This window comes from Bifidobacterium choladohabitans (genome assembly GCF_016102005.1).
Lineage (GTDB): Bacteria > Actinomycetota > Actinomycetes > Actinomycetales > Bifidobacteriaceae > Bombiscardovia > Bombiscardovia choladohabitans.
Genome location: NZ_JACFPL010000001.1, coordinates 75308 through 101876 on the forward strand (window position 1 = coordinate 75308; position 26569 = coordinate 101876).

The 26569-nt window shown below is 63.7% G+C and carries 21 protein-coding genes and 2 pseudogenes; 1 reads left to right on the top strand and 22 read right to left on the bottom strand.

Annotation, left to right across the window (positions count from 1 at the left end; translation table 11 throughout):
* Positions 1-3 precede the first annotated feature (3 nt).
* The 17 genes from H3S97_RS00320 to H3S97_RS00400 form a co-directional block, all read right to left on the bottom strand.
* Complete coding sequence (locus H3S97_RS00320; RefSeq protein WP_198219255.1) at positions 4-1071, bottom strand: HAD-IIA family hydrolase; 1068 nt, start codon at positions 1069-1071, stop codon at positions 4-6.
* A complete protein-coding gene (locus H3S97_RS00325; protein ID WP_198219257.1) occupies positions 1071-3254 on the bottom strand; it encodes a helicase in 2184 nt (727 codons plus the stop codon). The genes H3S97_RS00320 and H3S97_RS00325 overlap by 1 nt, the downstream gene beginning before the upstream one ends.
* A 31-nt stretch (positions 3255-3285) precedes the next feature.
* Entirely contained in the window at positions 3286-4617 is a 1332-nt protein-coding gene (gene tyrS, locus H3S97_RS00330; RefSeq protein WP_198177533.1) for a tyrosine--tRNA ligase, read from the bottom strand.
* A gap of 244 nt (positions 4618-4861) precedes the next feature.
* Positions 4862-5593 carry an SGNH/GDSL hydrolase family protein gene (locus H3S97_RS00335; protein WP_198177532.1) on the bottom strand — a complete coding sequence of 244 codons (732 nt, stop codon included), beginning with the start codon at positions 5591-5593 and terminating at the stop codon, positions 4862-4864.
* Positions 5594-5686: 93 nt separating this feature from the next.
* Complete coding sequence (gene argH, locus H3S97_RS00340) at positions 5687-7153, bottom strand: argininosuccinate lyase (protein ID WP_198177531.1); 1467 nt, start codon at positions 7151-7153, stop codon at positions 5687-5689.
* Complete coding sequence (locus tag H3S97_RS00345; protein WP_198177530.1) at positions 7150-8400, bottom strand: argininosuccinate synthase; 1251 nt, start codon at positions 8398-8400, stop codon at positions 7150-7152. Before H3S97_RS00345 ends, argH begins: the two co-directional genes overlap by 4 nt.
* Positions 8401-8459: 59 nt before the next feature.
* Positions 8460-8996: an arginine repressor gene (locus tag H3S97_RS00350; protein ID WP_198177529.1), complete on the bottom strand. Its 537-nt coding sequence runs from the start codon at positions 8994-8996 to the stop codon at positions 8460-8462.
* Positions 8996-9970 carry an ornithine carbamoyltransferase gene (argF, locus tag H3S97_RS00355; RefSeq protein ID WP_198177528.1) on the bottom strand — a complete coding sequence of 325 codons (975 nt, stop codon included), beginning with the start codon at positions 9968-9970 and terminating at the stop codon, positions 8996-8998. The genes H3S97_RS00350 and argF overlap by 1 nt, the downstream gene beginning before the upstream one ends.
* Positions 9971-10018: 48 nt before the next feature.
* On the bottom strand, positions 10019-11335 hold the full coding sequence (locus H3S97_RS00360; RefSeq protein ID WP_198177527.1) for an acetylornithine transaminase: 1317 nt from the start codon (positions 11333-11335) through the stop codon (positions 10019-10021).
* A complete protein-coding gene (argB, locus tag H3S97_RS00365; RefSeq protein WP_198182570.1) occupies positions 11322-12269 on the bottom strand; it encodes an acetylglutamate kinase in 948 nt (315 codons plus the stop codon). The genes H3S97_RS00360 and argB overlap by 14 nt, the downstream gene beginning before the upstream one ends.
* A gap of 64 nt (positions 12270-12333) precedes the next feature.
* Positions 12334-13503, bottom strand: a complete 1170-nt coding sequence (argJ, locus tag H3S97_RS00370) for a bifunctional glutamate N-acetyltransferase/amino-acid acetyltransferase ArgJ (protein WP_198219259.1) — start codon at positions 13501-13503, stop codon at positions 12334-12336.
* Positions 13500-14591, bottom strand: a complete 1092-nt coding sequence (gene argC, locus H3S97_RS00375; protein ID WP_198219261.1) for an N-acetyl-gamma-glutamyl-phosphate reductase — start codon at positions 14589-14591, stop codon at positions 13500-13502. Before argC ends, argJ begins: the two co-directional genes overlap by 4 nt.
* 74 nt (positions 14592-14665) lie before the next feature.
* Positions 14666-15307, bottom strand: a complete 642-nt coding sequence (locus tag H3S97_RS00380; RefSeq protein WP_198219263.1) for a DJ-1/PfpI family protein — start codon at positions 15305-15307, stop codon at positions 14666-14668.
* 225 nt (positions 15308-15532) lie between these two features.
* Positions 15533-16144 carry a DUF4190 domain-containing protein gene (locus H3S97_RS00385; protein ID WP_198219265.1) on the bottom strand — a complete coding sequence of 204 codons (612 nt, stop codon included), beginning with the start codon at positions 16142-16144 and terminating at the stop codon, positions 15533-15535.
* A 25-nt stretch (positions 16145-16169) separates the two neighbouring features.
* Positions 16170-18776 carry a phenylalanine--tRNA ligase subunit beta gene (gene pheT / locus H3S97_RS00390; protein ID WP_198219267.1) on the bottom strand — a complete coding sequence of 869 codons (2607 nt, stop codon included), beginning with the start codon at positions 18774-18776 and terminating at the stop codon, positions 16170-16172.
* A 7-nt stretch (positions 18777-18783) separates the two neighbouring features.
* Positions 18784-19851 (bottom strand): phenylalanine--tRNA ligase subunit alpha, encoded by a 1068-nt coding sequence (gene pheS, locus H3S97_RS00395; protein WP_045935521.1) that lies wholly within the window; start codon positions 19849-19851, stop codon positions 18784-18786.
* A gap of 69 nt (positions 19852-19920) precedes the next feature.
* Complete coding sequence (locus tag H3S97_RS00400) at positions 19921-20841, bottom strand: TrmH family RNA methyltransferase (protein ID WP_198219269.1); 921 nt, start codon at positions 20839-20841, stop codon at positions 19921-19923.
* 235 nt (positions 20842-21076) lie between these two features.
* Here H3S97_RS00400 and H3S97_RS00405 point away from each other — a divergent pair, with 235 nt between their 5' ends.
* Positions 21077-21697, top strand: a complete 621-nt coding sequence (locus H3S97_RS00405; protein WP_015022073.1) for a superoxide dismutase — start codon at positions 21077-21079, stop codon at positions 21695-21697.
* Between the two features lie 112 nt (positions 21698-21809).
* Here H3S97_RS00405 and H3S97_RS08540 read toward each other — a convergent pair whose 3' ends face one another.
* The 5 genes and pseudogenes from H3S97_RS08540 to H3S97_RS00420 all read right to left on the bottom strand — a co-directional run bounded on the left by H3S97_RS08540 (position 21810) and on the right by H3S97_RS00420 (position 26535).
* Positions 21810-22805, bottom strand: a complete 996-nt coding sequence (locus tag H3S97_RS08540) for an energy-coupling factor transporter transmembrane component T family protein (protein WP_408610415.1) — start codon at positions 22803-22805, stop codon at positions 21810-21812.
* Positions 22806-22847: 42 nt separating this feature from the next.
* A pseudogene (locus H3S97_RS08545) lies at positions 22848-23771 on the bottom strand (ATP-binding cassette domain-containing protein); the annotation flags it as partial.
* Positions 23745-24305 (bottom strand): annotated as a pseudogene (locus H3S97_RS08550) (energy-coupling factor ABC transporter ATP-binding protein); the annotation flags it as partial. The pseudogenes H3S97_RS08545 and H3S97_RS08550, both read right to left, overlap by 27 nt.
* 10 nt (positions 24306-24315) lie before the next feature.
* Positions 24316-24990 (bottom strand): ECF transporter S component, encoded by a 675-nt coding sequence (locus H3S97_RS00415; RefSeq protein ID WP_198219273.1) that lies wholly within the window; start codon positions 24988-24990, stop codon positions 24316-24318.
* A 168-nt stretch (positions 24991-25158) separates the two neighbouring features.
* Positions 25159-26535 carry a dipeptidase gene (locus H3S97_RS00420; protein ID WP_198219275.1) on the bottom strand — a complete coding sequence of 459 codons (1377 nt, stop codon included), beginning with the start codon at positions 26533-26535 and terminating at the stop codon, positions 25159-25161.
* Between the last annotated feature and the right edge of the window lie 34 nt (positions 26536-26569).

A 26569-nucleotide genomic window follows, 5' to 3' on the forward strand; every position in this document is an offset into this window, starting at 1 on the left:
CCTCTATGCCCCTACGACGAAGGCGGGCAGATCCAGCGCGTCCATGTCTCCGCCACGATCCTGGTACTCCCAGAGCGCACAGGCGCAGGCCCGCACAGAATCCAGATCGGACAGGGGGTCGCCGCCACCATCAAGAGCATGCAGAGTCACATGCCCATCATCATCATCCACCTTTGCGGTTTGGCCGCCGCAGTGCCAGGTCTGGTCGGCCTCCTTACTGGGCTGGGGTTGTGGTGCAGTCAGGCCGCGCAGGTCTTCAGCCAGATAGGTAGGCCGCAACTTGGCAGGTGCAGTCAGAATGGCGGGTGTTCGGGCCACACCCGTCAGGACGAGCATTGAGTCGTACCCGCCCCGGTTGGCTGCCTCGATGTCGGTGTCCAGACGATCGCCCACAGGCAGGCACCGGCCGATGTCCAAGCTCTTCTCCTGGCTGTCGGTCAACAGCTGCCGTGCCTCGTCGTACATGGCCGATTCCGGCTTGCCGGCCGAGTCCTCCGGCTGCTTGCCAGTAGCCAGAATCACCGGTTGGAGCATAGACCCATTCCCGGGCGCCATGCCACCTTCGCGGGGCAGGGTCTGATCCTTGTTGGTGGTGAAGTAGCGTGCACCGTTTTCGATGGCAAAGGCGGCCTGGGCCAGGTCCTGCCAGCTCAGCTCGGGATACCAGGCCTGAATGACGGCCTCTGGCTTATCTGCGGCCTTGTTTACCGGCACCATTCCGTTGAGGCGGATCTGATCACGTAGATGATTGGATCCTATGACCAGCACCCTGGCGCCCTCCTGCAGGTGTCGGCTCAGCATTCGTGCGGCGACTACGGCCGAGGTGATGACCTGGCCATCGTCCAGGGTCAGACCGAACCCGCGCAGCTGATCGGCCACTACATGGGGAAACCGGGATGCATTGTTGGTGGTGTAGGCCATGCGCATGCCGAGCGCCTGAGCGCGGTCGATGCCCTCGGCCGCATGCTCAACAGGGTCAGCACCCCGGTAGACCACCCCATCCAGGTCAAGCAGTGCCAGATGATAGGTCTTTGCCGGAGCGTCGTCAGTTCCTTTGAGGAATACGGTCACTATTCAGTCCTAGCTTCATCAGGCGTATCGGACTCATTGACCTGCTCATCCTTGGCCTGTTCAGTTTCATGATCGATAGTGCCTGCCTCGGATCCTGCAGCCTGGACAGTCGCGTCACCGTTGTCAGCAGCAGATTTATCGGCGACAGCCACGTCAGCTTCGCTACCGTTCTGGTCACTTTGAGACCCATCGTCCGAAGTTTCTGCATCAAGGCGAGAGGACTCCCCCCCGGGTTGCTTCACAGTATCTGACGATTCCGGCACTTCAGATTCCGACACTTCAGATGAAGCAGTTGAGTCGGACGAACCAGTCGAATCAACCGCGTCGGATGTATCAGTCGAATCAGATGTATCAGTCGAATCGGATGAGTCACCAGTGTCAGTTGAGTCCGCTGAATCGTCCGAAGCAACTGATTCTGGAGATTCCTCAACCAGGCTGTCATCGGCACCCTGATCGGATGCATCACTGACATCAGACTCGGCGGCCTCAGTCTCAGTTTCAGCCTCATCCGAATCATCCTCGCCGCCATCCGGGTCAATGGAGAGATCCTCCATCATGGCCGAATCCAGGTGCTCCAGGTCGTAGTCGATCAGGATCTCCTCGGACTGTCCGTCCTTCTGGCCATCCTCGTCCTCATCCTCGTCGGCATACTCCGCTTCCAGCCGATCCAGCAGGGGTTCCAGCTCCAGGGCCTCCTGGCTGCGACCAGCCTGTTCGAGGAAGTTCTGCTCGGCCTGCACGGCACGCATCCGGTAGTCGCCGCTGAGCCCACGGGCCTTGGCCAGGGCCTGAACGGTCTCGATGGCCTTGTCCCACAGGCCCAGATCGCCCAAGGCTCCGGCATAGACCAGGAACATCTCCGCCTTGGACTCGCCCTGGAGCTGGCTGCCTTCCTCAGAGGTGGCCTCCTCAATGGCCTTGCGGGGATTGCCCAGACCACGCTCGCAGTCGGCGATGAAGGGCAGATAATCGGAATAGCCGTTCATGCGGTGTGCAGTGCGGAACTCCTTTAAGGCAAGCTTGTAGTCGCCTTGACGGTAGGCCACCAGGGCCAGCGTCTCACGAGCGAGATCGATCCGCGAGGCCTGCCGTGCAGCCCACTTGGCATGAGCAAGGGCCCCCTGGGGATCGGTCTCCTCCAGCGCGTAGGCGGCCAGGATGTGCAAACCGATGTTCTCGGCATGCTCCTTGCTCAGCCCGCGCAGGCGCAGACGGTCATCCTTGGAGAGCATGGACCATTCAAGGCCCTTGGGCATCTTGGGCTCGCCAGGCCGGCGATCCGTGTAGGGGTTCTGCGAAGGATAGGAGATGGTCCCGTCTGAGTTGCGGCGACCACGGTCATAGCCATTCTGGCGGTCACGCTGATAGGTCCCGCGACGGTCGTCATGGCGACGGTCATCGCGGCCACGCTGGCCCTGGTAGCGGTCGCCATGGTAGCGGTCGCCCCGATAGCCGCCTTGACGATGGTCGTCACGGGAACGGTCGCCGTAGGAGCGGTTGCCGTAGGGACGGTCCCCATGTGAACGGTCTTGACGTGGACGGTCATCCCGCGAGCGGTTGTTCCACGGGCGATCCCCGCCGGACCGCTCATTCTGCCGACGATCAAACCTCCGGTCGTCACCCCGACGGCGGTCCCCGCGGAAGCCCTGACCACGATCACGGTCACGGTCATGCCGCTGGTAGCCGCGACCGGAACGACGATCACCATACCCCGACCGACCGCGGTCGTTGTCATGATCGCGATGCCTGTAGCCGCCATTCCCGTTGGCATGGAAATCCCGACGTGGACGGTCGCCATCCTGCCGACGGCCGTGGCGGTCGTCACGCTTGTCGAAATGCCGGTCCCGGTCGGAATCCCTACGGAAGCCGCCGTGACCATCCTGACGGTCATGCCTGTATCCGCGATTGTCACGGTCGAACCGGTCGTGCCCTCGCCCGCGGAAGGGCCGCTGGCCATTCCTGTTCTCGGAACGACGCTCTTCGCCGCCTTCGCCGTCATGGTTGTGGAAGTTGCCGGAACGGTGACCTCCAGAACGATAGCCTCCGGAGCGGTATCCGCCCGAGTGCGAACCCCCCTTGTGGAAGCCCGAAGAGCGACGGCCGCCCGACCGGAAGCCGCCCGGACGCGAACCGCCCCGGCCCCGTCCGCGATCGCCCCGGGAATGATTGTGTTCTTCTGCCATCAGTGTCCTTAATTCCTACGTTTCTACGTTCCTACTTGCCGGCCCGGCGCTCAAGCGCGCCCAAGGCCTTCTTTCCTCTGCGAACCAGGGCGAAGCGCCCATGCAGAAAGTCCTTGTTGCCCAATACCTGATCCGGATCCTCGACCCGCTGGTTATTCAGATAGAAACCGCCCGATGCCACAGTCTTACGAGCCTCGGATACCGAACGGAAGAGTCCGGCCGCAACCCCGGCCTCCACCAGACGCTGACCCTCGCGGGCTGCGGGCAGAGCTCGCCCGCCTTGACCATCATCGACCTTGAGGCCGTCCAGTGCGGAATCCAGCACATCCTCGTCCAGCTCCTCCAGGGTCTTGCCGCGGCCGAAGAGGGCGCCCGAGGCATCGATGGCCCCCTGGGCGGCATGCTCTCCGTGCACATAGGAGGTCACCTGCCAGGCCAGAACCTTCTGGGCCTCGCGAGCGCCCGGATCCTGGGCGGTCCGCTCCTCCAGACGCTCGATCTCGGCCTTGGGCAGGAAGGTGAAGGTCTTCAACAGCTTGACCACCTGGTCATCGGGCTGGTTGAACCAGAACTGGTAGAAGCGGTAGGGGCTGAACATGGTGGGATCCAGCCAGACCGCGTTGCCCTCGGACTTGCCGAACTTCTTGCCCTGGGAGTCCGTGATCAACGGGCTGGTCATGACGTTGACGGAGGCATTGCGCACCTTGCGGATCAGGTCCAGACCGCTGGTCAGGTTCCCCCACTGGTCGCTGCCGCCCAGCTGCAGACTGCATCCGTAGCGGTCGAAGAGCTCCAGGAAGTCGTTGCCCTGGAGCACCTGGTAGCTGAACTCGGTAAAGGAGATGCCCTCGTCGGAATTCAGACGGCGGGCCACCGTGTCCTTGGCCAGCATGGTGCCCATGCGGAAGTTCTTGCCCACATCGCGCAGGAAGTCGATGGTGCTCATGGACCCGGTCCACTCATAATTATTGACGAACCGGACGGGGTTGTCCCCCTCGGTATCCAGGAAGCGCCCGATCTGACCACGAAGACGCTCGGTCCACTCGGCCACGGTCTGCTTGGGATTCAGGGTGCGCTCACCCGACTGCCGAGGGTCGCCGATAAGCCCTGTGGCCCCGCCCACAACGGCGATGGGATGCAGACCGGCCGCCTGCAGGTGGCGCATGTTGAGCAACTGGACCAGATTGCCCACGTGCAGTGAAGGAGCTGTGGGGTCGAATCCGCAATAATAGGTCACCGAGGGGTCGGCCAGCACCTTCCTGAGCTCGGACTCGTCCGTGCACTGGGCAATGAGACCGCGCCACTTGAGTTCGTCGAAAAGCGAGTCGAAACCCGCCTGCCTGAAATCGGTGACCTGCGACATGAGAGGCTACTCCCTATCGAATACTTGATGAATGTATGCTAAACCCTACTATTCTTGCAACAGATACCGACACGGCAGAGCCCCGGACCGCCGCAGACAAGGCCTCACCAAGCAGAAATCCCCAGGGGGCGAAACCGGATAATCACTGTGAATCGACCACTGCGGATTGGCGATTAACCGCTGGCTGCTTTTGCCAAGACGGGGCGGCCGACTGAATCCTCTCAGCAAAACCACCGCGTCTAAGTCAGGAACGCGCAGACACAGACAACTGATTGATCAGGTCTTGAGGGATGTGGTCGACCACGCAGGCGGCCATGCGCCGGTAACCTTCAACCCCCGGATGGAAGTGATCGATGCCCCAGAAGTCGGGTCGATCGGTGCCGACATCGTCGCGGGTGGCATCCACGAAGGGCACCGAGGCATCTTGACAGACCTGACGACTGGTCTGAGTCTGGCGGGCTATCCGACGCTCCACCTCGGCCCTGAGTGCCCGGCCCAGGGCAGGATCCCGATAAAGTTGACCGGAGCTCAGGACCAGCACCTGGCGGCCCTTGTTTTTGGCCAGCTCGATGCTGGCAGCCAGGTCATCCCGCCACTGCTCATCGGTGCGATTGGCCATGATGTCGTTGGATCCTGCACACAGGACCAGCAGATCGGGATGGTCCTGCAGGGCGGGCAGGAACCGGTAGCGCACCCTGCGGATGGTGGCCCCCAGCCGACCCTGGGTCGACCAGGATACCGGACGCCCCAGCCGGGTGGCCAGGCAGGCGGCTATGTCAGGAACGAAGCCCTGGCTCTGGTCCTTCACCCCGCAGCCGACCGCCATGGAGTCGCCCACCACCAGCATGGTCAATGGCTCCGGGTCGCGGCCTTGGTTCGGAGGCGAGCACAGCCCCTGGCGGGAACCGGGCGGCTCCTTGGCCAGAGTGATGTGCTGCTTGGCCCACCAAGCCTGGACCAGTGCCACCGGATTCATAATCACCGCCGCCTTTCGCTGTTTGCCGTTCACCTTGATGGATTGCCGTTGGGCATTCTAGCGCGGCCATCGGTCCGACGCAGACCAGAAAGATCACCTGGGAGGACGGTAGGCAGGCCCATCAGACTGCGAGTCGGCGAAGGTCTTCAGTTCCTCCAGCGCATGTGCAGCCTGATCCATCTGCTCCTTTACCCTCTCCGGTGCAGTGCCCCCCTGGCCCCGGCGAGCGCGCACGGCTCCCCCGGCAGTCAGCACAGTACGGACCTCTGGAGCCCGATCAGCGGGCACCCAGTCAGCGAAGACCTTGACGAAATCGTCATCATCCAGGTCAGCCAGCTCACAACCACGACCCTCGGCCAGCTTGACGCAGGCCCCGGAGAGTTCGTGGGCATGCCGGAAGGGCACACCCTGCCTGACCAGCCACTCAGCCAGGTCGGTGGCCAGGGCGAATCCTGTGGGGGCCTGCTCCTCCAGGCGGTCCTTGTTGAAGGTCAAGGTGGCGACCATGCCGGCAAAGGCAGGCAACAGGACTTCCAGGGTGTCCACCTGGTCGAAGACCGCCTCCTTATCCTCCTGCAGATCGCGTGCATAGGCTGTCGGCAGCCCCTTGAGAGTGGTCAGCAGGCCTGCCAGATCCCCGACCAGTCGACCGGCCTTGCCTCGGGCCAGCTCGGCCACGTCCGGATTCTTCTTCTGGGGCATGATGGAGGAACCGGTCGAGTAGCCGTCGTCCAAGCGTACAAAAGCGAACTCCTGGGTGTTCCAGATGATGATCTCCTCAGCCAGCCTGGACAGATCCACGCCGATCATGGCGGCGACGAAGGCGAACTCAGCCACCACATCCCTGGCGGCGGTCCCGTCGATGGAGTTGGCGCAGACCCGGCTAAAGCCCAGATCCCGGGCCACCGGCAGGGGGTCCAGACCCAGGGTGGTGCCGGCGAGCGCGCCAGATCCATATGGGCTGGCATCGGCACGCTTATCCCAGTCCCTCAGGCGTTCCAGGTCACGGACAAGAGGCCAGACATGGGCCATGAGTTGGTGGGCCAGCAGGACGGGTTGGGCGTGCTGCATATGGGTGCGGCCGGGCATGACCGTGGTTCCCGCAGCTTGAGCCTGATCCATCAGAGCCTGGGCCGTGCTCAGCAGGTCCTTGGCCAGCACCCGGGCGTGGCGACGCAGCCAGATCCGAATGAGGGTGGCGATCTGATCGTTGCGCGAGCGCCCGGCCCGCAGTTTGCCGCCCAGCTGGTCCCCCGCTATGTCAATGAGGCCGCGCTCCAGGGCCGTGGCCTCATCCTCGTCGCCAGGCTCAGGGGCGAAGGCGCCGGAGTCCACCTGGTCCTGGAGTTCATCCAGAGCCTGCTCCATACGTGCCAGCTCGTCATCATCCAGCAGTCCAGCACGGTTGAGGGCCCGAGCGTGGGCTCGGGAACCAGCCAGGTCGTCGTCGGCCAGCCGCCAGTCGAACTGGGTGGATCGGCTGAGCTCGACCAGGGCCGGCGAGGGCCCACTGCTGAAACGCCCGCCCCAGAGGGCCATGGGCTTGTCGCCGCTGCTCACCGCTCTTGTCCGTCCTGTTCTTGTCCGTCCTGTGCGATGCCGTTGCCGAAGCGCATGTCACGAGCGGCGGCCACCTTGTCTGCCAGGCCGTAGATGGCGATGAACCCGTTGGAGGCGTTCTGGTCGAAGCTGTCGCCGGACTCATAGGTGGCCAGGCTGTAGTCGTAGAGGGAGCTGTCGGAGTGCCGGCCGGTGACCACGGCCCGTCCCCCGTGCATGACCATGCGGATGCGACCGGAGACATAGCGTTGGGTCTCTTCGATGAAGGCGTTCAGTGAACGGACGGCAGGCGAGTACCACTGGGCGTCGTAGACCAGTTCGCCCCAGCGCTTGTCGATGTCGCGCTTGATCCGGTGCTGTTCGCGCTCCAGGCAGCAGTTCTCCAACTCCTGGTGGGCGGTGATCAGGGCCACGGCCCCCGGAGCCTCGTAGAGCTCGCGGGACTTGATGCCCACCAGCCTGTCCTCAATCAGATCCACACGTCCGATCCCCTGGGCTCCGGCGCGGCGGTTCATCTCCTCGATGGCCTCCAGAGGGGTGACGGCCCTGCCGTCGATGCGCACGGGAATGCCCTGCTCGAAGTCGATGGTCACCTCGTCCTCGACCGGCGGGAAGGCCGGGTCGTCGGTGTAGGAGTAGACATCCTTGGTGGGTCCGTTCCAGGGATCCTCCAGGTAGCCGGTCTCGATGGCCCGTCCCCAGACATTCTGGTCGATGGAATAGGGGCTCTCCTCGGTCTGTTCGATGGGCAGGTGGTGCTCCTTGGCGTAGGCGATCTCCACATCGCGCATCAATCCCAGGTCGCGGATGGGGCTGATGGCCTTCAGCGACGGGTCGATGGACATGATGGAGACCTCGAAACGGACCTGGTCGTTGCCCTTGCCGGTGCAGCCGTGGGCTATGGTGTCGGCACCGTACTGGTGGGCCGCCTGGACCAGATGCTTGGTGATCAGCGGCCTGGAGATGGCCGACACCAGCGGGTAGACGCCCTCGTACATGGCATTGGCCTTGAGCGCCAGCATGCAGTAATCCCTGGCGAACTCGTCCCGGGCATCCACCACGACTGACTCGACGGCCCCGCAGTCCAGGGCCCGCTGGCGGATGGTCTGCAGACGCTCCCCGCCCTGCCCAACATCCAGGGAGACGGCCACCACATCCTTGCCGGTGCGCTCCTTGAGGTAGGGAATGGACACCGAGGTGTCCAAGCCGCCCGAGTAGGCCAGCACGATGCGATTGTTTTCGGTCATGGCGATCCTCTTTCCTTCTAATTTCACACTTGCAGATATTCAGTTCGCGCTTTCACCGATCATCGGGCCCGGGAGTCCTCCTGACCGGAGACGATGGTCATGAGCCAGTCGGCCCGGGATGATGCCGCTTCATCGTCGGCTGCGATGATCAGAATCGTGTCGTCCCCGGCTATGGTGCCCAGGATGCCCTTGATCGGCTGACGGTCCAGGGCGGAAGCCGCATACTGGGCGGCGCCGGCCGGGGTTCTTACCACCAACAGGTTGCGGGCCCGGGCCACCGAGGTGATCAGCCCGGTCAGGATCTTGGCCAGGTAGGCGTCGGTCTTGTTCTCCCCCTCGACCTCAGGCCCTTCGGCGGCAGCGGCCTCCATGGCCTGCTGATCGGTGGTGGCGGGAATCCAGTAGGCCATGCTCCCGTCTGCATACCGCAGCTTGGTGGCATGCAGGTCGTCCAGGTCCCGGCTCAGGGTGGCCTGGGTCACCTCGATGCCCTGCTCAGCCAGGAGGGAGGACAGCTGCTGCTGGGAGTTGACCCGATGTCGGTTCAAGGCCTGGCGGATGGCATCCAACCGGGCCACCTTGGTCGTCGGACGCATCAGCACACCCCCTGCAGGAGGGATTCGTCACCCCGGGAGCGGGCCACCAACCAGGTCATCAGTGCCTTCTGGGCGTGCAACCGGTTTTCAGCCTCGTCCCAGACCACGGACTGGGGGCCGTCGATGACCTCGGCCGTCACCTCCCGGCCCCTGTAAGCGGGCAGGCAGTGCTGGAAGAGGGCATCCGGGCGGGCATGGGCCATAAGTCGGGCGTTGACCTGATAGGGCAGGAAGGGATGGGAGCGAACGTCGTACTGGTCCTCCTCGCCCATGGAGACCCAGGTGTCGGTAAAGACGCAGTCGGCGTCCTCCACGGCCTGGACCGGATCCGTGGTGACCAGAATGGATCCTCCGTTTTCAGCGGCCAGGGTTCGCGCCTGTTCCACCAGGCTCGGATCTGGCAGGAAGCCGTGGGGGCCGGCAATCCGCACGTTCATGCCGGCCACCGCCCCGCCCAGCAGATAGGAGTTGGCCATGTTGTTGGCTGCGTCGCCCAAATACGCGATGGTCATGCCGGCCAGGGCGTCGACCCCGCCCCGGTGCTGGGCCAGGGTCAGGAAGTCGGCCAGGACCTGGCAGGGGTGGAAGGAGTCGGTCAGCGCATTGATGACGGGCACGGTGGCATGGGCGGCCATGGTCTCCACCCGATCCTGGCCGAAGGTGCGCCAGACTATGGCGGATGTCATCCGCGTCAGCACGTTGGCGGTGTCCGCCACGGGCTCGCCACGGCCCAGCTGCGAGCCTGGGCTGTCGATGACCATGGGGTAGCCGCCCAGCTGGGCCACGCCTACGCAGAAGCTGGTTCTGGTGCGCGTGCTGGGTTTGTCGAAGATGATCGCCACGGCTTGAGGACCCAGGAAAGGCCTGGACAAATAGGGATTGGCCCTGAAGGCCATGCCCAGCCGAAGCACCTCCAGCTGCTCCTCGTGGTTGAGGTCGTCGTCACGAAGCATGTGCCGCAAACCGCTGTTCATCTCTGCCTCCCTTACGGTGTCGTCACGATTGTCTCTGAATGCTGTAAATCACCGATCACCCTGCGGCGGATCCACGTCCCCGAGACGGGTCGGGACCTTGGAAAGAATGTCAACGGCCAGGTCGATCTGATCGGCCTGGATGATCAGCGGCGGCGCCAGACGCAGGGCATCAGGGGCCACGGGATTGACTATCAGCCCGTGGTCCAGGCACCAGGCGGCCACCTTGCTGGCACAGGGGGACCTCAGCTGGATGGCATCCAGCAGACCCCTGCCTCTGACCGAAGTGAAGAGGGGGTGGCCGCAGGCGGCTATGCCATCGCGCAGCCTCTTCCCCATCCGCTCTGCCCGTTCCAGCAGACCCTCCCGCTGGATGGTCTCCAGGGTGGTCAGCGCCAGGGCCGATCCCAGGGGGTTGCCGCCGAAGGTGGACCCGTGTGTACCTGGGGTCAGCAGACCGGAAGGCCCGGAGCCGAAGGTGATCATCCCGCCCATGGGGAAACCGCCGGCCACCCCCTTGGCGAAGGTGAGCACATCAGGGCAGGCACCGCCGGACAGGCTTTGATCCTGGAAGGCGAACCAGTGGCCGGTTCTGCCCATGCCGGTCTGCACCTCGTCAAGAATCATCAATGCACCATGCTGGCTGCAGAGCTCACGCACCTTTTGCACATAGTCGGGCTCCAGCGGCAGCACGCCAGCCTCACCCTGGATGAGCTCCAGTATGACAGCGACCACTGGCTGGTCGGAAGCCTCTTCTCCGGTGAAGGCCTCCTCCAGGGCTTCGGGGTCGCCGGAGGGCAGGAAGCCCATACCCGGCACCAGGGGCTGGAAGGGCTCGCGGATGGCAGGCTTCCAGGTCAGGCTCAGCGAGCCCATACTGCGACCGTGAAAACTGTGGGTCAGGGCCAGGATCCGCCCGGGATGGCCGCCCATGCGAGTGCCATGCAGCCGGGCCAGCTTGATGGCCGCCTCATTGGCCTCGGTTCCGGAGTTGCAGAAGAAGACGCGTGAACCATCCGGGGCCTGGGCCAGCTCCAGCAGCCGCTCGGCCAGTTCAATCTGAGGCCGGGAGGCGAAGAAGTTGCTGATATGGGCCATCTTGCCGGCCTGCTCGGCCAGGGCCTTGTTCCAAGCAGGATGGGCGTAACCCAGGGCATTGACCGCGATCCCGGCCAGCATGTCCAGATAACGATTGCCGTCAACGTCCCATATCCATGCGCCTTGGCCGTGGTCCATGACCCTGCCCGGCCTTCCGAAGACCTGCATGTGGACATGGTCATAGCGATCGGCCCATTGGCGACTCCGGGGACCCTCAACCGTTTCGGCTGGCTCCGCGACGTTGGCGCAATGTTGATCAGCCTTGTTCATGGCTCCTCCTCATGACCATTTCATGACCCGGCACGACGACGGTGCCGATCCCGTTTTGGGTGAAGATTTCGGTGAGCATGGAGTGCGGTTGTCGCCCGTCAATGATGTGGGCCTGGCTGACTCCGGCACGCACAGCCTGCAGGCAGGCCTCCATCTTGGGACGCATGCCTGCCTTCATTTCTCCGAGCAGACCATCCAAACGATCCACTCCAATGCTGGAAACCAGGGAATCGGTCTGAGGCCAGTTGGCATAGAGTCCCTCGACATCAGTAAGAATGACCAGTTTTCTGGCGCCCAAGGCCGCAGCCAGGGCAGAGGCGGCGGCATCGGCATTCACGTTGAGCACCTGGGTGGCGTCCTGCTCGTCCGGGGCCACCGAAGAAACCACAGGTATCCGCCCGGCATCAATCAGATCCTCCACGGCCGAAGCATCCACAGCCACGACTTCGCCCACCAGGCCCAAGTCCACCGGGTGACCATCCACCATAGCGGTACGACGGGCAGCGCTGAACAGACCGGCATCTTCTCCAGACAGACCGACGGCCATGGGACCATGGGCATTGATGGCACCGACCAAATCCCTGCCCACCTGACCGGTCAGGACCATGCGGACCACCTTCATGATTTCCGGCGTGGTCACACGAAGACCACCGCGGAACACCGAGGGGATACCCAGGGCCTGAAGCATGGCAGAGATCTGGGGGCCTCCCCCATGGACAACCACCGGGTGCATGCCGACCTGCCGCAGGAAGACCATGTCCTGGGCAAAGCACCGGCGCAGGTGGTCATCAACCATGGCATGGCCGCCGTACTTGACCACGATCCGCTGACCTGCAAACTCCTCCAGCCAGGGTAGGGCCTCAATCAGCACCTGGGCCTTGCTGACATCGTCCAGGGCCCGTTCGGCTTCTGCCTCCTGCTCGCCATCTGCCATCCTTTTCCCTTTCCTCATTGCCGCTTCTGCCTCCGGTGCCTCACGCTCGTGCACAGGTGCCGGATCAGGTGTGGTAGTCGGCGTTGATGGTCACATATTCGTGGGTCAGATCGTCTGTCCAAACCGTGGCCTGGCGGTCGCCCTGGCCAAGATCGATATCGATATGGACCTCGGGCACGTGCAGGTCGACCAGGGACGAATCCTGGCCGGGGCGGCCTCCTTGGCAGACTTTGACTCCGTTGAAGCTGACATCCACACGGTCAGGATCATAGGCCGCCGTCGAGGCCGGCACGGTGCCCAGGGAGGCCACTACGCGACCCCAGTTGGGATCCTCGCCAGCCACGGCGCACTTGAGCAGGGTGGAGCCGGAGACAGCGCGGGCACAGGCCAGGGCCGCGTCCTCGCTTTCGGCCCCTTCCACCTGGATGCGGATACGGTGGCGGCTGCCCTCACCATCGGCCACAATGCGGCGGGACAGCTCACCGCAGGCCTGGCTGAGCAACTCCTGGAACTGATCGGGGTCAGGCCGAACGCCAGAAGCGCCCGAAGCCATGAGCAGGACTGTGTCATTGGTGGACATGCAACCGTCCACATCAATCCGGTTGAAGCTGAGCCGGCAGGCTTCAGACAGAGCGCGGCGGGCCTGGTCAGGCTCAACAATGGCATCAGTGGTGATCAGACAGATCATGGTGGCCAGCTGCGGGGCAATCATCCCCGAACCCTTGACCATGCCGCCCAGCCGCCAGCCGGAGCCGTCCAGGGCCACGGTCTTGGTGCAGGTGTCGGTGGTCAATATGGCCTTGGCTGCCGCCTCGCCTGCCTCCTGGCTGGTCGACAGCTCCTGGGCCGCCTGGTCGATGCCGGCCAGTATGGGGTCCAGGTGCAGCAGGTGGCCGATGATCCCTGTGGAGCAGACGGCAACCCGCTCGGCTGGCAGACCCAGATTCCTGCCTGTCCGCTCAGCCATGGCCTTGGCCTGGTCCAGACCCTCTGAACCCGTGCAGGCGTTGGCATTGCCCGAGTTGATGACCACGGCTCCTGCCCGACCCTCTTCCAGAATCCTGCTGGTCCAGATGACCGGAGCGGCCCGGAAGCGGTTGGGAGTGAAGACGCCTACAGCAGTGTCCAAAGGCCCCTTATTGACAACCAGGGCCAGGTTGCGGCGACGTGAGCCTCCCGGGCGGTGGGCGATGGCGGTGCCTGTCTGGAAGCCCGCGGCGTAGGTGATGCTCATGGTGCCACTCCTATGGTTGTCAGACCGGTTTCCTCGGGCAGGCCCAGGGCCAGGTTGACGGCCTGAAGGGCCTGGCCGGCGGTGCCCCGGGTCAGGTTGTCGATGGCTGCGAAAGCATAGAGACGGTCCGCGCGTTCGTCCGTGAGGACCTGAACCTGGGCCAGGTTCGAACCGTACACGTCGGCTGTGGAGGGGAGCCTGCCTTGGGGCAGCAAATCAACGAACGGCTCCTTGGCATAGACCTTTTCCCATACAGCGCGAATGCCCTCCGCACCCAACGAACGTCCACGCGCATTCAGTTTGGCCGAAACCACGGCCAGGATCCCTCGCGACATGGGCACCAGGATGGGGGTCAGCCCCAAGCGAATCGGCTGACGATCTCCACCGAGGTCCGGATCGGCAGATTCTGCCTTGCGCAGGTTCTGCAGGATTTCAGGGATGTGCCTGTGGGTGCCGCCGACCGAATAGGGATGGGCTGAGTTGATGGCCTCGGCCGCGAGCAGATCCATCCTGCTGCTGGAGCGACCGGCACCCGAGTAAGCCACGGCAAGATCGGCCACCAGGTCGTCGGCCTGCACCAATCCGGCAGCCAGGGCCGGTTGGAAAGCCAGGGTGACTGCGGTTACGTTACAACCCGGACCTGCTATCCGGCGGGCGTGTTTGAGCAGTTCACGCTGACGGACGCCTTCTGCTGTCAATAGTTCCGGCATCCCGTAGGTCCAGGGGGAGAAAAAGTGGCCGCCGTAGTAGTCCTGCCAGTCGGCCGGATCCTCCAGCCGATGGTCGGCACCCAGATCGATCAGCATGGATTTCGGATCCAGCTGTTCTGCCAGGGGACCAGAGGCACCATGGGGCAGAGCCAGCACCACCAGATCATGGCCAGCCAGGACCTTCGGATCCGTGGTCTGAATCTGTAGCGAGGCCAGTGAATTGGGAAGATTGGGCGAGAACTCCCCCAGCTGTCGACCCGCTGAATCGCGCCCAGTGACCGTGCATACCCGGAAGGCGGGGTGAGCAGCCATGAGCCGGATCATTTCAGAACCGGCATACCCGGAGGCTCCCACCACGGCCACTGTATATTGGTGCATGAACGCTCCTTTCACCGGGCACCATCATAAATAGTCATGCGACAAAATGCATAATTATGCAATCTGGCGTGTCGTTATGCTTTCGACCGTGCAAAAGCGTCATAACCGGACTCCCGGTTGCGGATGTATTCCATCTGGGTGCTGGCCTTGTCCGCAGCCTCGGGCCCGCAAGTATCTTCAACATAATCCAAGGCCATATCGATGCCAGCCGAGATGCCCGAGGAGGTGCGGAACTTTCCATCGACCACCCAACGGGCCTCTTTGATCCAATCCACCCTCTCACCCGTGCTGACCACCCAGTCAAAGGCCAGATCGTTGGAGGTGGCCCGCCGACCATCCAGAGCACCGGCAGCAGCCAGCAGAGCCGAACCCGTGCAGACAGTCAGCACCTGCGAAGACTGCGCAACCAGGCTCCGCAGATTGTTTAGCCAGCGGTCATCGTCAACCAGGGCGCGCGTACCCGACCCGCCCGGTATAAGCAGAACCCCCCTGGGATCGATCTCCTCTGGTCCCAGGGCCTCGACCCTGGCACCGCCCTCGCTGACTTTCACGCCAGGACCATCCAAGGAGAATATCCGCACGCAGGCGCCATCTGTGTTGATGAAAACCTCAAAGGGCCCGAAGACATCCAGGGGTTCGAATCCGTCGAATACGACAATATTGACATCCGGCACCATTCGAATGAACCTCTCCCCACTGGCAGACCTGCAACTCATCAGTCTCAAGGCTGACATCAGTCGCACAGGCATGAATACTCATTGGCGCCAATGCTCGCTTCCGGGAAGTGACATCACCGCCTCAATCGATGGTACCGCCAGGCCCATAACTGCCAGGTTCTTCCTGGCACTCTTTCACAGCTTCTTGCTCTCAGCCCACGGGGTATGAGCTTGCACAGGTGCGCAAACTTCTGCTGACACTGGCGGCACCTGTACCTTGAGAGTTCAGGCGCTGACGCCATCCCCGCCAGAGCCGCCGCCACCCGTTGAGGGCGACGGCATCATCTGCTGGTAGAAGTCGTTCAGGGAAATGCCGTTGGCCAGCAGCCAGAGCCAAGCCAGAGTGAAGAGCAGGTTGATGATCAGGGCAGCCATGGCCAGCCCGTAGCCCTTCATATGCAGGTGACGTGTCCGATACATGGAAATGCCGCCGAGCAGAGCTGGAACCACAGGCATTGGAAGAAAGAGGGCCATGAAAAAGGCGATGATGGCACAGGGATCCCAGTGACCGTAGACAGGATTTTGGGAGGGATCGTTCAAATTGGGCATGCCCTGGGGAGGCCATCCCGGAGTGCCAGGACGGGCTGTTTGGGGATTGCCAGGATTCCCGCCGCCACCGGGGCCCGGCTGCCCCGCCATGGGCATGGGCCGGTTGGTGGGGCTACCCTGGGACGAGTCGGATTCCTTGGCCTTGGGTTCGGGATCCGGGCGACCGTATATGTACGGATTCCATCCTGGATAACAATCGGCGCGCGCGCCGTACAAGGGCTGGTCGCCCCCATCATGATCCTGGCGGTCAGGTCCTCCAGCTGTGCCCTGTTCTTGAGAATCCGTCATGTCCCTCGGTCCCCTTGATGCCCGGTCAGGTGCGCAATACGGCACCCAGACCCGCAGTCTTGTCAACGATGGCCTGGCGCAGGGATTCGCTATCCTCGGACGTCAATGTACGGTCCGGGGCACGGAAAGTGACTGCGAAGGCCAGCGATTTTGCATGCTCACCGATCTGATCGCCAGTGAAAACGTCGAACAGCTCGATGGATTCAAGACTAGACCCAGCCGCTTCTCTGATGGCGGAAGTCAGGTCCGCTGCCGAGACCGTGTCCGGCACGGTGAAAGCCAGATCCTGGCGGACCGGCGGGAAGGTCGAGACCGGCTTGGCCTGCAGGGGCGTGTAGTCCAGGTGGTCCAGCACCGTGTCCAGACTCAGCTCGAAGGCGGCCGAATGGGCAGGAAGGCCCAGAGCCTGATCAACCCGGGGATGCAGCTCGCCCACCATACCGGCAAGCGTGCCATCATCGAGGAGCAGTCTGGCGGTACGGCCCGGATGCCACTGATCGGGCACCTGCTCGGCCGGGGGCTGCTCCAGCCGATAGTCGGCGCCCAGCCTATCCAGAACCCGACGAGCCGATTCGACTGCATCGGTCCAATCCACATCCCTGCTGTCCTTGAGCCAGCCGTCCTCCTGGGCGCGGCCAGTCAACAGGGCCGCCACATGCAACCGCTGCTCCGGCAGACCCTGGTCGAGTCGGGCCAGATCCTCGTCGCTGGGCCGCACGCCGCCAGGAAGGGTGGGCACAGCAGGAGCCTGAGGGTCGCGACGGAAGACATAGCCGATCTCGAAGAGACGCACATCCGTGTTGCCGCGGCGCAAGTTGCGCTCCACGGTATTGGCCAGTGGCAGCAGCAGGCTCTGCCGCAGGTAGGGCCGGTCAGCGGCCATGGGATTGGCCAGCTCCACGCTGTTGACATGGACCTCGTCAGGATCCATGCCAAAGGCCTTGAAATCATTATCGCCGACGAACGGGTAGTCCAGGACCTCGGTCAGCCCGTACTCGGCCAGGGTGTCAGCCACCCAACGGCGACGCTGCTGGCGATCGGTCAGACCAACCGCACCGGACACCTTGGGTGATGGCACGGTGACGGGGATGCGATCGTAGCCCACCAGGCGGGCCACTTCCTCGACCAGGTCGCAGCCCTCGCCCAGGTCGGGCCTCCAGGTCGGCGGGGTCACCGACAGCCGGTCCTGAGGATCACCCTGGACCGTGCAGCCGATGTCACGCAGGATGGCCACGATGCGCTGGGGCTCCACCTCCAGTCCGGTCAGACGTGCCACCTCGCTGACCGCAAAGTCGATGACCGGCATGGGCTTGGTCTGGTTCATATCAAGCGGAGCATCCAGGTCCTGGCCACCGGCAAGGCGATGCAACAGGTCGGCGGCCATGGCTGCAGCGGCCGGCTGCATCTGCGGATCAACACCACGCTCAAAGCGCTTGGAGGCCTCCGAGGGCAGCTTGTGGCGACGGGCGGTCCGGGCGATGGTCACCTGGTCGAAGTGGGCGGACTCGATCAGGATGTTCTTCGTCTGATCGGTCACCTCGCCATACAGACCTCCCATGACTCCGGCCAGTCCCAGGATGCGGGAACCCTCTTGTCCCTCGGGTGAGTCGGTGATGAGCAGATCTTCGGTGCTGAGCTCGCGATCCTTGCCGTCAAGGGTGGTCAGGTGCTCGCCCTGCCTGGCCCTGCGGACGACGATGGGGCCGCTGAGCTTGTCCAGATCGTAGGCGTGCAGGGGCTGGCCCAGGTCCAGCATGACGTAGTTGGTTATGTCCACCGGCAGGCTGATGGAGCGCATGCCGGCCCGAACCAGCCGACGACGCATCCAGCTGGGAGTGGCGGCCTTGGGGTCACACCCGGTCAGGGCCCGCAGATAGTACCGGTCACAGCCGGGCTGACCATGAATCGGGTTCTTGTCCTCAACATGCACGGCCATCGGAGCCTGATCCTCCTGAGCTGCGGAGGCCGGTACGGTCTTGTTCAGCTCAATTACCGGATCCGTGTACTCTGCACCAGTGGAGTGGTGGTATTCCCGTGCAACCCCCCGGTAGGAGAAGGCATAGCCGCGGTCAGGGGTGATGTTGATTTCAAGCACGGGCCTATTCATATGCAGGAGGCTCATGGCATCGTCCCCCGGTTTGAGCTGCTCGTACTGCTCGGGGGTGAACCCGTAGTTGCGTAGCAGGATGATGCCCTGATGGTCCGAACCCAGCCCCAGCTCACGCTCGGAGGCGCACATGCCGTCCGAGATGTGGCCATAGGTCTTGCGTGGTTCGATGCGGAAATCCCCAGGCAGGACCGCCCCCGGCAGGGTCACCACCACCTTCTCGCCCGCAGCCATGTTGGGGGCCCCGCAGACGATGCCCCGGGGCACCTTGCGGCCCTGGTCGTCCACGGCGTTGTACTGCTCGCCCACATCCACATGGCACCAGTTGATGGTTTTGCCGTTCTTCTGAGGCTCGGGCTCGGCATCCACCACATAGCCGACCACGATGGGACCGGTCACCGTGGACTGGTGGATGTCCTCTTCCTCCAGACCGACCCGGACCAGGTCCTTGGCCAACTGTTCATAGGTCAGATCCTCAGGGACCTGCACATGCTCCTTGAGCCAGTCGATATCTACCATTGGCATCTGACGGTCACTCCCCCATCTCGAACTGCTGGCTGAACCGCACGTCGCCCTCGACCAGGTCGTGCATGTCGTTGATGTCGTGGCGCAGGAGCAGGGTCCGTTCCATGCCCACGCCGAAGGCGAAGCCTGAGTACCGCTGCGGGTCCACGCCGGCCGACCTCAGAACGTTGGGATTGACCATGCCGCAGCCTCCCCATTCGATCCATCCGGGACCGCCCTTCTTGTCGGGGAACCAAAGATCCATCTCGGCGCTGGGCTCGGTGAAGGGGAAGTATGAGGGCCGCAGTCTGGTCCGGGCCTCGGGACCGAACATGGCTACGGCGAGCTTGTCCAGGGTGCCCTTGAGGTCGGCCATGGTCAGGTGCTCGTCGACGGCGATGGCCTCGCATTGGTGGAAGACCGGGGTGTGGGTGGCATCCAGCTCGTCGGTGCGGAAGACCCTGCCCGTGCAGGCCACGTAGAGCGGCACACCACGGGTTATCAGGGAACGGGCCTGGTCGGGTGAGGTATGGGTGCGCATGACCATGTTGGACCCGACGAAGCCGGCGGCATCCCTGGCCTGGCTGCCCTTGACGTAGAAGGTGTCCTGCATCTGGCGGGCAGGATGGTCGGGGCCGAAGTTGAGGGCATCGAAGTTGTACCACTCGGCCTCCAGCTCAGGACCCTGCGCGATGCTCCAACCCATGGAGACGAAGAAGTCCTCCACGTCCTCCATGAGTTTGGACAACGGGTGGCGGGCGCCCTGGGGACGGCGGTTGACCGGCAGGGTCATGTCCACCTGTTCGGCGGCCAGGCGGCGGGACTCCTCCTCCTGGCGCAGCTGCCGCTCCTTGAGCCCGTAGGCACGGCCGAAATCAGCCTTGAGCTTGCCTGCCAGACGCCCGGCGGTCTTCTTCTGATCCGCTGGCAGCCGTCCGATGATCCGTCCGGATCCGGCCAGGGCTGAACCTGTCCCCGCATATTTGGCCTTGATCGCCTTGAGTTCTTCCAGATCGGAGGCTTCGCGAATCCTGCCGATGCCCTCGTTGACCTCGTCGGTCATCGCCGCGGGGTCGAATTCTTCCTGTGCCACCATGGACCTTTCCACTGTTGCCAATGCCGTGTCCGGGCCGCGAATCAGCGGAAATCCCGGTCGTTGACGCCTTCACATTCTTTCAATACGACTCGACATGGCCATGGCGTAGAGCAGCACCGCCGCCGAGGTGGCCAAGTTGAGTGATTCAGCCCGCCCGTATATGGGTATGCGGACGATCTGATCCATGGACTGCAACAGGTCATTGGGCAGTCCACGTGCCTCATTGCCGAAGAGCAGGGCCATGGGCTGACCGGCCGAGTCTGGCTTGGCCAAGGCAGCGCCCGCCATCCATTCAGTCAGAGAGCGGACCGGTTTGTCCGGCGTGCCATAGACATCGGCCGCCACCATGATCCGTCCCTGCCGTCTGCACAGGGCCAGGAAGTCCTCGGTGCCCATAGTTATCAGAGGTATATGAAAGGCCGATCCAGCTGTGGAGCGAATGACCTTAGGATTGGCGGGTTCCACGCACTGGTCCACAAGGATGACCGCCCTGCAACCGGCAGCGTCGGCGGTGCGTATGACGGTTCCGGCGTTGCCTGGATCACGAATCTGCCAGAAGGCTGCCACCAGGTCGGACCCCTCCCCGGTCAGGCTGCGGGGATCGTCAAGGTCCGTCGGCTGGGCCTGGAATCCGTCCGTGCGCGCCTGAGCCAGGATCCCCTGGGCGTTGCCGCTGATGGCACGCATGACCCGGGCGGAAACGAAGTGCCCGTAGCAATCAGGCAGCTCCCTGGCCTGCTCCATGATGGCGCCTACGGTCTCGTTGAGCGGGCGCAGATGGCTTCCCTGGGCTGCAGGAGAGGACTCATCCGCCTGAATATAGAGGTCAGTCAGCAGGTCGGGACGCCAGCGGACCGCCTCGCGCACGCTCTGCGGCCCCTCTATCAGGAAGCGGCCATGACGCTGCCGGGCCCGCCGATCCTGCAGTTCAGCCAAGCGATGAACGCGTTGGGCACGGGGATTGTCAAGAAGGGTGTCATCAAAGGGCATGGGCACCACTCTAGCCCCGCCAGTCGAGAGCCCCGCAGTCCAGAAGCCTGCGGCTTCACCTCGGTGAATCTACATCTGTGGGAAAGTTCACTGAAAGAAAGGTCTGCGCCCCTTGTGCTCGGCGAACAAGGGGCTAGTGTGAAAGAACCGGTCGGGTCGACCACGTCCGTCGTTGGTATGGCGCAGACCGACCATCACTCATCTGGCTTGGCCAGAATCATTGTGAGGAGACGATATGCCCGTATACACACTTCCCGATCTGCCCTACGACTACTCGGCGCTGGAGCCGTACGTGTCCGGCAAGATCATGGAGCTGCACCATGACAAGCACCATCAGGCTTATGTGAACGGTGCCAACAAGGCCCTGGAGCAGATCCACGACGCGGCCGAGTCCGGCAACGTGGCCCAGTCCAACCTGCTGGAGAAGAACCTGGCCTTCAACCTGGCCGGGCACAAGAACCACTCCATCTTCTGGAAGAACATGGCCCCGGCCATCGGCCAGGAGCCCACTGGCGAGCTCAAGGCCGCCATCGAGGACCAGTTCGGGTCCTTCCAGGGCTTCCAGACCTACTTCGAGTCCATGTGCGCAGGCATCCAGGGCTCCGGCTGGGCCGTCCTTGCCTGGGATACTCTGGGCGAGCGCCTGGTCACCCTGCAGATGTACGACCACCAGGGCAACCTGCCCGTCACCATCTTCCCGCTGGTTCTGCTGGACCTCTGGGAGCACGCCTACTACCTGGAGTACCTGAACGACCGGGCCAGCTACGTCAAGGCATGGTGGCACATCGTCAACTGGGAGGATGCCTCCAAGCGCTTTGACGAGGTGCGCAACATCAACACCACACTGGCCAGGTAAAAGACCAGCGCTTCCACCCACAGGCAGACCCCGGTCCTTTCCCCTCTCTGCGGGAGGCGGAAAGGACCGGGGTCCCTCCATATCCGGAGTCTGCTGCAGAAATCCCCGACAGTCAGTTGCCAAAGAAGGCGATGGAGCCGGTCAGTGCAGCCACGGTAAGGGAAATCGCGGGCACGGCCAGGCATATGAGCAGGAAGCCCGCATCACGTGGTCTGATCTGGGAGACCCGGGCATGGGTGCGCGGTGTGCTGCCGCCGAAGCCCCTGGCCTCCATGGCCGTGGCCAAGGTCGTCGAACGCCTGATGGACAGGACCAACAGGGCGAAAGCCTGTGGCATAAAGGCCTTGAAACGGTTCTCATCGCCCAGTCCACGGCTGCGGCGCGAGGCGGTCAGGGCCGACCAATCGTCCTTGAGAACTGTAAAGAGCCGCATGCCGGCCAGCCCCCCGTAGACGAAGCGATCAGGCAGGTGGAGCACCTGGCTGAAGGCATCGGCCAGATCGGTGGCGTCTATTCCCAGTACGGTGATGATGGCGGGGATTCCGATGGCCAGGATTCGCAAGGCAGTGGCCAGGGCCAGATCCAGCGAGCGCTGGGTGATGTGGATCATTCCCCACTGCCAGAAGGTCGCGCCACCGCTCTTGCCATAGAGGATGATCGCCAGGGCCGAACCTGGCGCCCCCAGGAAGATGGGCCAGGTGGATCTGACCACGCGCAGGGGCGTGAAGCCTGCCGAGCCCAGCAGCAGGAACTCCAGAATCAGGGCCGTCGTGGCCGAGACCGGGTCCAGGCTGATCAGCAGGGGCAGAGCCGCCAGAAAGGCCCCGATCAGACGGAAGGCCGGATTGATGGAGGCTATGTATGGCGACCGGCTGGCCGGCTTGACCGGCTCTTCCCGCTGGTCCATGGGTGTGACGGTCAGCCTGGCGGCAACAGTCTTCTGAAGAGTGTGCAAATCTGACCCGGCTGCAGGCCAGACGGTCTTCTGGGCTCCCGGAGGCGTCATTTCCACCAGGCGGGCATCCAGGGCCTGGACCAGCTCCCGGTCGTGGGTGACCAGGATGATGCAGGCTCCCTGGTCGCGCAGGCCAGCAATCAGCTGGGCCATGCTGACCCAGGTGTTCCTGTCCTGGCCGAAGGTGGGCTCGTCAAGAATCAGCACCTGGGGTGCAGCGGCCAGGGCCGAGGCCACGGTGAGCCGCCTCTTTTCGCCGCCCGAGAGCGTGTAAGGGTTGGCGCGGGCGTACTGCCTCAGCCTGAAGCGGCCCAACAGTTCCTGGGCGCGAACCTGGGCCTGCTCCTCGCTCATGCCGGTGCGGATGGGGGCCAGTTTGACCTCATCCATTACTGTGCCCCGGGCGAACTGATGCTCAGGATTCTGAAAGACGTAGGCGATGCGCGCGGCCAGCTGGGATGAGGTCCACCGGATGGGCTCGGGCTCCGCAGGCATCCGCCCTTGGGGTCCCCGAAGCAGGCGATCCCGGGCAAGGACCGAACCGGTCACAGGCTCCAGCAGACCAGCCAGGGTCATGGCCAAAGTGGACTTGCCGGCCCCGTTGGCCCCCACAAGGGCGGTGACCTGACCGGCCCTGAATTCCAGATTGATGTGCTCGGCCACTGCCGTGCCCTGACGACCCACCGCCAGATCCTGAGCAGCCAGCAGGACGGGATGACCATCCTGGCCGGAGCAGGATTGCCTTGACCTGGCCTGGACCCGTCCAAGCTCAGGGAGCGAATCCCCGGCGCTCCTGTAGGCTTCTGGAACCCAGACACCCAGGGATGCCAGGTCCAACCCGGAATCAGTGAAGACCTCCTGGGGGCTGCCGTCGGCCATGATCACAGTCTTGCGATAGGCCGCAGCACCCGAACCGCCGGTGCCATCTTCAACCTCGCCCAGCCCAAGCACGATGACCCGGTCGATCATGTCCATCCAAGGCCCTGCCCGGTGCTCGACCAGAACCATGGTGGAGCCTTGCCGGTCCAGGACCTTCCTGACGGCATCTACTATCTGCTCGACGCCGACCGGGTCCAGGTTGGCCGTAGGTTCGTCCAATAAGAGCAGCCCAGGCTGCATGGCCAGGGCGCCGGCCAGGGCCAGACGCTGCATCTGCCCTCCGCTCAGGTGCATGGTGGACCGGGTCAGTTGCAGGTCAGCCAAACCCACCTCGGCCATGGCCTTCCGCACCCGTGGCCAAATCTCCTGGCGGGGCAGCCCCATGTTCTCGGGCCCGAAGGCCACATTGTCACCCAACCGTTGAAAGATGGCCTGAGCATCCGGATCCTGCAGGACCAGGCCCACACGCCCCCGGCTGGAGACAGCGGGATTACCGTCAATCAGGACCTGGCCCTGGGTCACCCCGCCCTCGTCATCCTCTACCTGGTCCTGGCTGCTCTGCGGGGCATGATCGCCCAGCAACCCGGCCACACCCTCAAGGATTGTCGATTTGCCAATGCCGGAAGCTCCCAGCAGAAGCACCCGCTGACCTGCAGGAATGCTCAGGGACAGATCCCTGACGGCGAAGTGGTTCCGGTAGGCATGCCGATAACCCCAGCCGCGCAGTTCCAAGGCCGCTGGTCGGTAGGGGTTGTCCTGGATGCTCTGGTCCACGCCCGGGCCTCTACTTCCCGGCCGTACGAATATCGCGGCCGGAGGCGAAGCGGTCCAGAGCCCCGGTCGCGGCGATGGCCTTGTAGAGGTACCAAACCAGCACTCCGGCAATCAGAGCACCCGAAATCAGGGTGGCTATCAGATAGATCACCCCATAGGGACCGGTCAGGTTGATGGCCTGCAGGTGCGTGCAGAAGGAATACAGCCAGCAGCCGAAACCAGCGGCAGCGCCCGACAGTGCCACCGTGGACATGTTCCAGCGCCGGTAACGCAGCAGTATGAAGACCAGCTCGGCCATGAAGCCCTGAAGCAGACCGATCAGTATGGTCTCCACAGGCACCCAGAGGCTACCCAGCAGCGACTCCAGGATGGCTGCCACCAGCTCGGCGTAGACGGCGGCCCCCGGCTTGCGCACGATGACTAGGGCCAAGGGCCCGGCGAATAGATAGAGACCGTTGAGGATACCTCCCAGACCGGGCACAACCCCGTCCAGGAAGGACCAGGGAATGGTGGTCACCATGGCGACCACCCAGTAGATGACGGCGGAAGCCACACCGATGACCGAGGCGACGGCGATATCCACCACCCTCCACCGTTTGGAGGGGATTCTGACCTGGGAGGGAGTCCCCCCGGACTCCGGCTGTGATCCGGAAGCAGTGTTGTTTATGAAATGACCATCGGTCATGATCTTGTGCCTTTCCTCGGGGCGCTCCCTATGAGCGCCATCCCGTTCAGGCACGGGTCCAGTGACATCCGTGCGCCGGCATTGCCCGGTAAACGTTCGTCCGGTTGAGGCTGAGCCTCCTCTCAGCCGCACGCCCTCAGGCATACGGCCCCCGTGTCACCTGCCATCCTAGAACATACGATGGTCAAGGGAATCCAGCAGAAGGGCCTCGGTGATGATGTTGTCGACCAGGCCCTGCAGGGAGATGGACTCGTTGGGGCTGTGGGCGTTGGACTGGGGATCCTCGGGACCGGTCACCAGGACCTGGGCCTCGGGGAAGAGCCGCTTGAGTTCGGGAATGAAGGGGATGGATCCGCCCTCGCCCTTGTTGACCGGGTCGCGTCCGAAGGCCTGCCGCATGGCCTCCTCGGCCTGCCGGACCACCGGACTGCCGGCGTCCATGGCCCATCCCATGCCCATGTCGCCGGGCGTGACCTCCACCCTGGCCCCATGAGGGGCATGGGCAATCAGGAAATCGGCCAGTGCCTGCGCGGCCTGCTCGGGCCGCTGGGTGGGGGCGGTGCGCAGGGAAATGCGGAAGCGGGTCTTATCGGCCAGCACGTTGAAGGACCCCTCCACCGGGTGGGCATCGAAGCCGATCACCGCCGCTGCAGGTTTGGTCCAGAGCCGGGAGGCCAGGGAGTCGGTTCCGGCCAGCCGGTAGGAGTCCACCACCCCGGCATCGGCACGCAGCTGGGCCTGGTCCAGGTCACGCTGCAGGCCGCCGATGGGTTGGCCGCCCTCCAGGCCGGGCACGGCAAGCTGGCCCTGGTCGTCATACATGGAGGCGATCAGCATGGCGGCCAGGGTGTTGGCATCCAGGATAGGCCCGCCGAACTGCCCGGAATGGACCGGGTGCTCCAGGGCTGTGACCGTGACATCCAGGTCAGCATTCCCTCGTAGGGAGGTGGTCAGGCTTGGGGTGTCCGCCGACCAGTTGCCCGAGTCGGCCACGATGATCAGGTCCGATGCGAAGTCGTCCCGATGAGCCTGGAGGAAGGGGATGAAGCTGCGCGAGCCCATCTCCTCCTCCCCCTCGATGAAGACCTTGACGTTGACGCGCAGGTCCTTGTCCAAGGCGTGCAGGGCCCCCGAGTGGATGGCGATGCCGCCGCCGTCGTCGGCCGATCCGCGTCCGTAGAGCCGTCCATCCTTCTCGACACCGGTAAAGGGATCAGTGGACCACTGGGAGGAATCGGGCACCGGCTGCACATCGTGATGGGCATAGAGAAGGACAGTCGGGGCATCGGGATCCACCTGCCGGGATCCAATCACCTCGAAGGCGCCCGGGGTGCCGTCAGGATTGGTGGCCTGGACCACCCGGGCATCCACACCCACCTGTCTAAGCTGCCCGGCCACATAGTCGGCCGAGCGGCGCATGTGATCCCCGGTGATCCCCTTGGCCGAGACCGAGGCCAGGGCGATCTTGTCCTTGAGCAGATCGACGATCCGGCTCCTATCGTCCTGCACACGGGTGCGGATCGTCTCCAGGCCCAGTCCCGCCATCGCTACCTCCTATAATTGCTTGCGTATCAATGCT

Coding starts and splice junctions, on each gene's coding strand:
- H3S97_RS00415 (WP_198219273.1), bottom strand. CDS start 24,990: ATGACCGATGGTCATTTCATAAACAACACTGCTTCCGGATCACAGCCG.
- H3S97_RS00400 (WP_198219269.1), bottom strand. CDS start 20,841: ATGCCCTTTGATGACACCCTTCTTGACAATCCCCGTGCCCAACGCGTT.
- H3S97_RS08540 (WP_408610415.1), bottom strand. CDS start 22,805: ATGGCCCAGCTGATTGCTGGCCTGCGCGACCAGGGAGCCTGCATCATC.
- H3S97_RS00405 (WP_015022073.1), top strand. CDS start 21,077: ATGCCCGTATACACACTTCCCGATCTGCCCTACGACTACTCGGCGCTG.
- H3S97_RS00385 (WP_198219265.1), bottom strand. CDS start 16,144: ATGACGGATTCTCAAGAACAGGGCACAGCTGGAGGACCTGACCGCCAG.
- tyrS (WP_198177533.1), bottom strand. CDS start 4,617: ATGTCGCAGGTCACCGATTTCAGGCAGGCGGGTTTCGACTCGCTTTTC.
- pheT (WP_198219267.1), bottom strand. CDS start 18,776: ATGCCAATGGTAGATATCGACTGGCTCAAGGAGCATGTGCAGGTCCCT.
- pheS (WP_045935521.1), bottom strand. CDS start 19,851: ATGGTGGCACAGGAAGAATTCGACCCCGCGGCGATGACCGACGAGGTC.
- argC (WP_198219261.1), bottom strand. CDS start 14,591: ATGCACCAATATACAGTGGCCGTGGTGGGAGCCTCCGGGTATGCCGGT.
- argF (WP_198177528.1), bottom strand. CDS start 9,970: ATGAACAGCGGTTTGCGGCACATGCTTCGTGACGACGACCTCAACCAC.
- H3S97_RS00325 (WP_198219257.1), bottom strand. CDS start 3,254: ATGGCAGAAGAACACAATCATTCCCGGGGCGATCGCGGACGGGGCCGG.
- argJ (WP_198219259.1), bottom strand. CDS start 13,503: ATGAGCATCACCTACGCCGCGGGCTTCCAGACAGGCACCGCCATCGCC.
- H3S97_RS00380 (WP_198219263.1), bottom strand. CDS start 15,307: ATGAGTTGCAGGTCTGCCAGTGGGGAGAGGTTCATTCGAATGGTGCCG.
- H3S97_RS00420 (WP_198219275.1), bottom strand. CDS start 26,535: ATGGCGGGACTGGGCCTGGAGACGATCCGCACCCGTGTGCAGGACGAT.
- H3S97_RS00335 (WP_198177532.1), bottom strand. CDS start 5,593: ATGAATCCGGTGGCACTGGTCCAGGCTTGGTGGGCCAAGCAGCACATC.
- H3S97_RS00345 (WP_198177530.1), bottom strand. CDS start 8,400: ATGACCGAAAACAATCGCATCGTGCTGGCCTACTCGGGCGGCTTGGAC.
- H3S97_RS00360 (WP_198177527.1), bottom strand. CDS start 11,335: ATGAACAAGGCTGATCAACATTGCGCCAACGTCGCGGAGCCAGCCGAA.
- H3S97_RS00350 (WP_198177529.1), bottom strand. CDS start 8,996: ATGCGTCCGACGACCAAGGTGGCCCGGTTGGATGCCATCCGCCAGGCC.
- argB (WP_198182570.1), bottom strand. CDS start 12,269: ATGGCAGATGGCGAGCAGGAGGCAGAAGCCGAACGGGCCCTGGACGAT.